Here is a 6,924-nt window from a genome sequence, read left to right as displayed (position 1 = left end):
GCGCGCCGCGCGTTCGCGGCCACCCAGACCTGGGCGCACCGCGCGGGCGAGTTCGACGCGGCGCTGGCGACGCTGGCCGAGCCGCGCGTGAGCGTGGTCGTGCTGGCCTACAACAACCTGGCGCTGACCCAGGCCTGCCTTGCCAGCATCGAGGCGCACAGCGATTACCGAAATCTCGAAGTGATCGTCGTCGACAACGCCTCCAGCGACGGCACCGCGGACTGGCTGCGCGACTGGATCGATGCGCCATCGGCAGCCGGGCATCTGCGCCGCATCCTGCTCAACGAGGAAAACCTGGGCTTCTCCGGCGGCAACAATGTCGGCCTGCGCGCGGCCACCGGCGACTTCCTGGTACTGCTCAACAACGACACCTACGTGACCCCGGGCTGGGTGCGCGGCCTGTGCAACCACCTGCGCGAGGACCCGGGCCTGGGCCTGGTCGGCCCGGTGACCGACAACATCGGCAACGAAGCGCGCATCGAGCTCGCGTACGAAGACATGCCGGGCATGATCCGAGCGGCGGCGGGCTATACGCGCGCCCATCCCGGCGAGCGCTATCCGCTGCATACGGCGGCATTCTTTTGCGTGGCGATGCGCCGCGACACGTTCGAGCGCGTCGGCGACATGGACGAGTCCTTCGGCGTCGGCTTCTTCGAGGACGACGACTACTGCCGACGCGTGGAGCAGGCCGGGCTCCGCGTCGCCTGCGCCGAGGACGTGTTCGTGCACCACCACCTGTCGGCGAGCTTCGACGCGCTGGGCAGCGAGCGCAAGCGTGCCCTGTTCGAAGCGAACAAGGCCATCTACGAAGCCAAGTGGGGTCCGTGGGTGCCGCACGGATATCGCGTCTGATGCGGGAAGGACGGTTCACCGCCCCGCTGTGGTGGGCGTTGGCAGCCAGCGCGGTCCCGGTCGTGGCCTGTGCGTTGCTGGCGCTGGCGTGGGTCGACGTCGGCTATTCGCCATGGGCCATCGCCCTGGATGTCCTCCTGGTCTTCCCGGTGGTGCTGGGCAGCGCATTGGTGGCGCGATGGCACTGGCAGCCCTGGATCGCCGGCACCTGCCTTGCGGCGCTGTTCGTCGCGGGCTCCGCCTACAAGGTGGCGATGATGGGCGCGCCGCTGGCACCGGCCGATGCCGCGGCGGCGCTGGAGCTGCTGCAGGTGCTGCCGGGCTGGCGGCTGGTGATGGCGCTGGCGGCAGCGGTCGCCTGGACCGGCTTGCTGCTGTTGTCGCTCTGGCCGCGCAATGCCGCGCGCGCAGCCTGGCTCGCGTTGCCGCTGCTATGGACGGGCCTGCTGATGGCGTTGCCTGCACCGTTGCCGCGGCTGCTGCACTCGCTGGACGGTGCCGATGCGCCGCAGGGCAGCGCCCGCCTGCATGCGCAGGGCAGCATCGTCTACATGCTGCGGGCGGGGGCCGAGTATCGCGAGGAGATGGCCGAAGTACCGACGCGGGGCCAGGTGCGGGCGGCGCTCACTGCGCTTGGCATTCAGGAAACGACGCCTGCGCAGGCCTCATGGACCGCCACCCGCTCGATCCATGTCGTGCTGCTGGAGTCGTTGTGGGATGCGCGCCAGCTCGGCGCCTACCGGTTCTCCAGCCCGCCCATGGACCCGCGTTTCATCGCCGCATGGGAAGCCGGCGGTCGATCGGCCGTGCTGTCGCCGGTGCTGGGGGGTGCCACGGCCAATGCGGAGTTCGAGTTCCTGTGCGCGATGCCGGCGCTGCGTGCGTCGGTCGCGTTTGACGGCGCGCTGCGCAATCCGGTGCCGTGCCTGCCGCGGATCCTGCGCGACGCAGGTTACGGGACCGTCGCCATCCATCCTCATGTCGCGGGATTCTGGAATCGCGACGTGGCCTATCCGTTGCTTGGATTCGCGCACTACCGTCCGTTGGGCAGCTTCGCCATGGACGACATGGACGGGATGTTCCTCGCCGATGCGTCCACGTTCCGCCAGGTGGTCGAGTGGGATGCGGCAACGCAGGGCGGCGCCCGCTTCATCTGGCTGGTCAGCCTGGGCTCCCACTATCCGTACGCCCGCGATCGCAACGCGCGCCCGGACCTTGTGCAGGTGACGCCGTCCGCGCCGGTGCTGCAGGACTACGCCAACGCCACCCGCTACACGACCGCGGCCTTCATGGACTACGTCGAGTCGGTACTGACCCGGCAGCCTGACGCGCTGATCGTCGCTTTCGGCGACCACGCGCCGGTGCTGGGCACGGCCCCGGATCCGTTCGCCGCGTCTGGCATCGACGCGGGCGACGCCGCCGGCATGGTGCGGCTGTCGACGACGCCCCTGCTGGTGATCGACGGCCGCAACGGCGTCGTCGACATGGGCCAGTTGCCCCTGAACCAGCTTGCCCCGCGCATGCTGGCACTGCTGGGCGAAGGCCATCCGGTACTGCCGCAGGCGCCGTGGGTCCGTGCGCCGGGGACGATCGGCGATGAACGCCTGTTCCTCAACCATCTGCTGCATCGCAAGCGCGACGGCAGCTGGCAGGATTGCTCCGGTGCGGCCGGGTCGGCTTGCGACACGGTACGGAAAACCAGGGAGAGCCTGGTGACGGTGCGCGACGATCTGATCCGCGGCCACCAGTACGCGCTCCACTTGCTTGGCGTGCGCCATACTGGGCCGACCCGCATGGAGATCGCGCGCACGTTCGCGCCATGCATGCTGGAAGTGAAGGCCTGGGGTCCGCAGCAAACGGCAGCCGGCGTGCCATTCAACGCCCAGCCCGACGGTCACAGCGCGTTCTGGTTCAGCCTGCGGGAAGCCCGAGGCACGCCGCGGCTGCGGTTCGGTGACCAGGAAGCACCGTTCACGATCGCCGGCAAGGTCGCGTCGGCGGGATTCGCGTCCGTCCCCGCGCAGCCGGGGGACTATCCGATCACCTGGATTTGCGACGACGGCAACGAAGGCCGTATCGGCGACTTCAGGGTCCTGCCTGCAACCACTCCCTGACCAGACCCGCGATGCGGCCGGCAGTCTTGCCGTCGCCGTAGGGGTTGTGCGCGCGGGCCATGCGCGCATGCGCGTCCGGGTCGTCCAGCAGCTGCGACGCCTGGGTCACGATCGCGTCCGCGTCCGTGCCCACCAGGCGCACAGTGCCGGCCTCGACGGCCTCGGGGCGCTCGGTGGTATCGCGCAGCACCAGCACCGGCTTGCCCAGCGACGGCGCTTCCTCCTGGATCCCGCCCGAGTCGGTCAGGATCAGGTGCGCGCGCGCCATCAGGCGCACGAACGGGAGGTAGTCCAGCGGCGCGACCAGGTGCACGGCGTCGACGCCGCCGAGGATCCGGTTCACCGGCTCCTGCACGTTGGGGTTGAGATGCACGGGATACACGATCTCGACATCGCCGCGCGCCGCGAGCGTGCGCAGCGCCAGGCAGACCTGTTCGAAGCCGCGGCCGAAACTCTCTCGGCGGTGGCCGGTCACCAGCAGCAGCCGCTTGCCGGGATCCAGTGCGGGAAGGGCCGCATCCAGCGATGCCGCCAGCGCCGGATCGGCGTCGATGCGCGCGCTGACCTGCAGCAGCGCGTCGACGACGGTGTTGCCGGTGACGTGCACGCCGTCGCGGATGTTCTCTGCGGCCAGGTTCGCGGCCGAGGTCGGCGTAGGCGCGAAATGCAGGCTGGACAACGGCGAGGTCAGCCGCCGGTTCGCCTCTTCCGGCCACGGCGACTGCATGTTGCCGGTGCGCAGGCCGGCCTCGACATGGCCGACCGGAATGCGCGCCAGGAACGCCGCCAGCGAGGCGGCCAGGGTGGTGCTGGTGTCGCCGTGCACCAGTACCAGGTCCGGCCTGCGCCGTTCCAGCACGGTGGTCAGGCCGGTGAGGATGCGTGCAAACAGGTCGGGCAGGCGTTGGTTCGGCGCCATCAGGTCCAGATCGTCGTCGGGTACGATCCCGAACAGCTCCAGTACCTGGTCCAGCATCTGCCGGTGCTGGGCAGTGACCGCCACCCGTACCTCGAGATCCGGTAGTGCCCGCAACGCGGATACCACCGGCGCCATCTTGATGGCCTCCGGGCGGGTCCCGAACACCACCATCACCGACTTGGTCAAAGCGCGGCTTCCAGTTCCGGCAGCACGGTGAACAGGTCGCCCACGAGGCCGACGTCGGCGATCTCGAAAATCGGCGCGTCGGCGTCCTTGTTGATCGCCACGATCGTGCCGGCATCCTTGATGCCGGTCAGGTGCTGGATCGCACCGCTGATGCCGACCGCGACGTAGAGCTCCGGAGCGATGATCTTGCCGGTCTGGCCGACCTGCAGTTCGTTGGGCACGTAGCCGGCATCGACCGCGGCGCGCGAGGCGCCCACCGCCGCGCCGAGCCTGTCGGCGAACTTGTAGATGATGTCGAAGTTCTCCTTCGAGCCGACGCCGCGGCCGCCGGACACGACGCGCTTGGCGCTCTGCAGGTCGGGGCGGTCGGACTTGCCGGCGGCCAGGCCAACGTAACGCGTATGCGACGGCAGGGCGGCGTCGACGGATGCGGTTTCGACCGCGGCGCTGCCGCCGCGCGCGGCTTCCGGCCAAGAGGCGGTACGCACAGTGGCGACCACGGCGTGGTCGGCCGGCGCCTGCACGGTGACGATGGCGTTGCCCGCGTAGATCGGGCGCTTGAACACGTGGCTGGATTCGACCGCCATCACGTCCGACACCTGGGCCACGCCGAGCAGCGCGGCCACGCACGGCATCAGGTCCTTGCCGAAGGTGGTGGAGGGGCCGAACACGTGGCTGTAGCCGGCGGCGAGCTTCGCCACCTGCGGCGCCAGCACCTGCGCGACCGCGTTGGCGTTGGCGGCGTTGGCCACCGCGAGCACCTTCGACACGCCGGCGATCTGCGCGGCCTCTGCCGCAACCGCCGAGGGATCCGCGGCGAGCACGACGACGTCAATGGATTCCGGGGACAGCGCCTGCGCGGCCGACACGCAGCGTGCCGTGGCCGCGTTGAGCTTGCCGTCCAGGTGTTCGGCGACGATCAGAACCTTGGCAGTCATTACAGCAACCCCTTCTGCTTGAGCACGGCGACCAGTTCGGCCGCGTCCTTGACCATCACGCCGCGGCTGCGTTTGGCGGGCGGTGCGTAATGTGTGGTCTCGAGCATGTCGCCGTCCTCCACGCCGAGGTCGGCGAACGCGATGGTTTCCATCGGCTTGGACTTGGCCTTCATGATGTCGGGCAGCTTGATGAAGCGCGGCTCGTTCAGGCGCAGGTCGGTGGTGATCACGGCCGGCAGGTCGACCTCGAGCGTTTCCAGCCCGGCGTCGACTTCGCGGGTGACGGTGGCCTTGCCGTCGGCGACTTCGAGCTTCGAGGCGAACGTGGCCTGCGGGCGGCCCCACAGCGTCGCGAGCATCTGCCCGGTCTGGTTGGCGTCGTCGTCGATGGCCTGCTTGCCCAGGATCACCAGGTCCGGCTGTTCCTTCTCGATGAGCTTGAGCAGGGCGCGGGCGGCGGTGAGCGGCTGCAGCGCACGGTCGGAGACCACGTGGATGGCACGGTTGGCGCCCATGGCCAGGCCGTTGCGCAGGTGCGCCTGGGCGTCGGCCGGCGCGATCGTCGCGACCACGACTTCGGTGGCAATGCCCTTGTCGCGCAGGCGCAGGGCTTCTTCCAGCGCGATTTCGTCGAAGGGGTTGGCCGACAGCTTGACGCCGTCGGTGACCACGCCCGAGCCGTCGGGCTTGACCTGGATGCGGACATTGAAGTCCACCACGCGCTTGTATCCGACGAGGATCTTCATCGTCCTGGGGCTTCCGGATGCGGGGAAACCCTCATTTTACCGCACCCGGGGGGCTAGAATCCCGGGATGCCGACACCCGCGTTGTCCCACCTCGACCGCCTCGAGGCCGAAAGCATCCACATCCTGCGCGAGGTCGCGGCCGGGTTCGCCAACCCGGTGATGCTGTACTCGGTGGGCAAGGACAGCTCGGTGCTGCTGCACCTGCTGCTCAAGGCCTTCTACCCGGCCCGGCCGCCGATCCCGCTGCTGCACGTGGACACCACGTGGAAGTTCCGCGAGATGATCGCCTTCCGCGATCAGCGGGCGGCGCAGACCGGGGTGGAGCTGCGCACCTGGACCAACCCGGACGGGCTGGCCCGGGGGATCGGCCCGATCAGCCACGGGGCCACGGTCCACACCGACGTGATGAAGACCCAGGCGCTGAAGCAGGCGCTGGACCACTGGGGGTTCGATGCGGCCATCGGCGGGGCCCGTCGCGACGAGGAGAAGTCGCGGGCCAAGGAGCGCATCTTCAGCTTCCGCAACGCCCAGCACCGCTGGGACCCCAAGCACCAGCGCCCGGAGCTGTGGAACGTGTACAACACGCGCATCCACAAGGGCGAGTCGGTGCGGGTGTTCCCGATCTCCAACTGGACCGAGCTGGACGTGTGGCTGTACATCTACCGCGAGGCCATCCCGGTACCGTCGCTATACCTGGCCGCGCCGCGGCCGGTGGTCGAGCGCGACGGCGCGCTGATCCTGGTCGACGACGAGCGCCTGCCGCTGCGCGCAGGCGAGACCCCGCAACTCAAGCAGGTGCGCTTCCGCACCCTGGGCTGCTATCCGCTGACCGGCGCGATCGAGTCCGGTGCCGACACCCTGGAGAAGATCATCGCCGAGATGCTGGTGGCCACCACGTCCGAGCGCCAGGGGCGGGTGATCGACCATGATCCGGCCGCCTCGATGGAGAAGAAGAAGCAAGAGGGTTATTTCTGATGGCGGCGGGAATCGGGAGCCGGGAGCCGGGAGCCGGAACAGCGGAAGCCACGGTGGCCGCATATCTGGAGCAGCATGAATCGAAGGGGCTGCTGCGGTTCATCACCTGCGGCAGCGTGGACGACGGCAAGAGCACGCTGATCGGGCGGTTGCTGCACGACACGAAGCTGCTGCTGGACGACCAGGTCAGCGCG

At 69.3% G+C, this 6,924-nt stretch carries 7 protein-coding genes; 4 read left to right on the top strand and 3 right to left on the bottom strand.

What is annotated here, in order from left to right:
• A partial coding sequence (locus tag QAA18_RS12315) for a glycosyltransferase family 2 protein (protein ID WP_279413332.1) occupies positions 1–852 on the top strand: 852 nt, incomplete at its 5' end.
• Positions 852–2,966, top strand: coding sequence for an LTA synthase family protein (locus tag QAA18_RS12310; protein WP_279413330.1), 2,115 nt, complete (start codon positions 852–854; stop codon positions 2,964–2,966). The genes QAA18_RS12315 and QAA18_RS12310, both read left to right, overlap by 1 nt.
• On the opposite strand, the gene wecB is transcribed toward QAA18_RS12310, so the two are convergent.
• From wecB to QAA18_RS12295, 3 genes are read right to left on the bottom strand one after another with little or no spacing between them, the layout of a single operon-like run.
• The gene (gene wecB, locus QAA18_RS12305; RefSeq protein ID WP_279413335.1) at positions 2,938–4,056 is read right to left on the bottom strand and encodes a UDP-N-acetylglucosamine 2-epimerase (non-hydrolyzing); all 1,119 of its coding nucleotides are present in this window, start codon (positions 4,054–4,056) and stop codon (positions 2,938–2,940) included. The two genes, QAA18_RS12310 and wecB, sit on opposite strands and share 29 nt — an antisense overlap.
• 11 nt (positions 4,057–4,067) lie before the next feature.
• Positions 4,068–5,009: an electron transfer flavoprotein subunit alpha/FixB family protein gene (locus tag QAA18_RS12300; protein ID WP_279413328.1), complete on the bottom strand. Its 942-nt coding sequence runs from the start codon at positions 5,007–5,009 to the stop codon at positions 4,068–4,070.
• Complete coding sequence (locus QAA18_RS12295) at positions 5,009–5,755, bottom strand: electron transfer flavoprotein subunit beta/FixA family protein (protein ID WP_279413326.1); 747 nt, start codon at positions 5,753–5,755, stop codon at positions 5,009–5,011. Before QAA18_RS12295 ends, QAA18_RS12300 begins: the two co-directional genes overlap by 1 nt.
• A gap of 66 nt (positions 5,756–5,821) precedes the next feature.
• On the opposite strand from QAA18_RS12295, the gene cysD reads away from it, so the two are divergent.
• Positions 5,822–6,730, top strand: coding sequence for a sulfate adenylyltransferase subunit CysD (gene cysD, locus QAA18_RS12290; RefSeq protein WP_279413324.1), 909 nt, complete (start codon positions 5,822–5,824; stop codon positions 6,728–6,730).
• Positions 6,730–6,924: hypothetical protein (locus QAA18_RS12285; protein WP_279413323.1), on the top strand; the 195-nt coding region annotated here is incomplete at its 3' end. The genes cysD and QAA18_RS12285, both read left to right, overlap by 1 nt.

The organism is Luteimonas sp. 8-5 (assembly GCF_029763755.1).
Lineage (GTDB): Bacteria > Pseudomonadota > Gammaproteobacteria > Xanthomonadales > Xanthomonadaceae > Cognatiluteimonas.
This window is presented reverse-complemented; position numbering and strand designations above follow the sequence as displayed.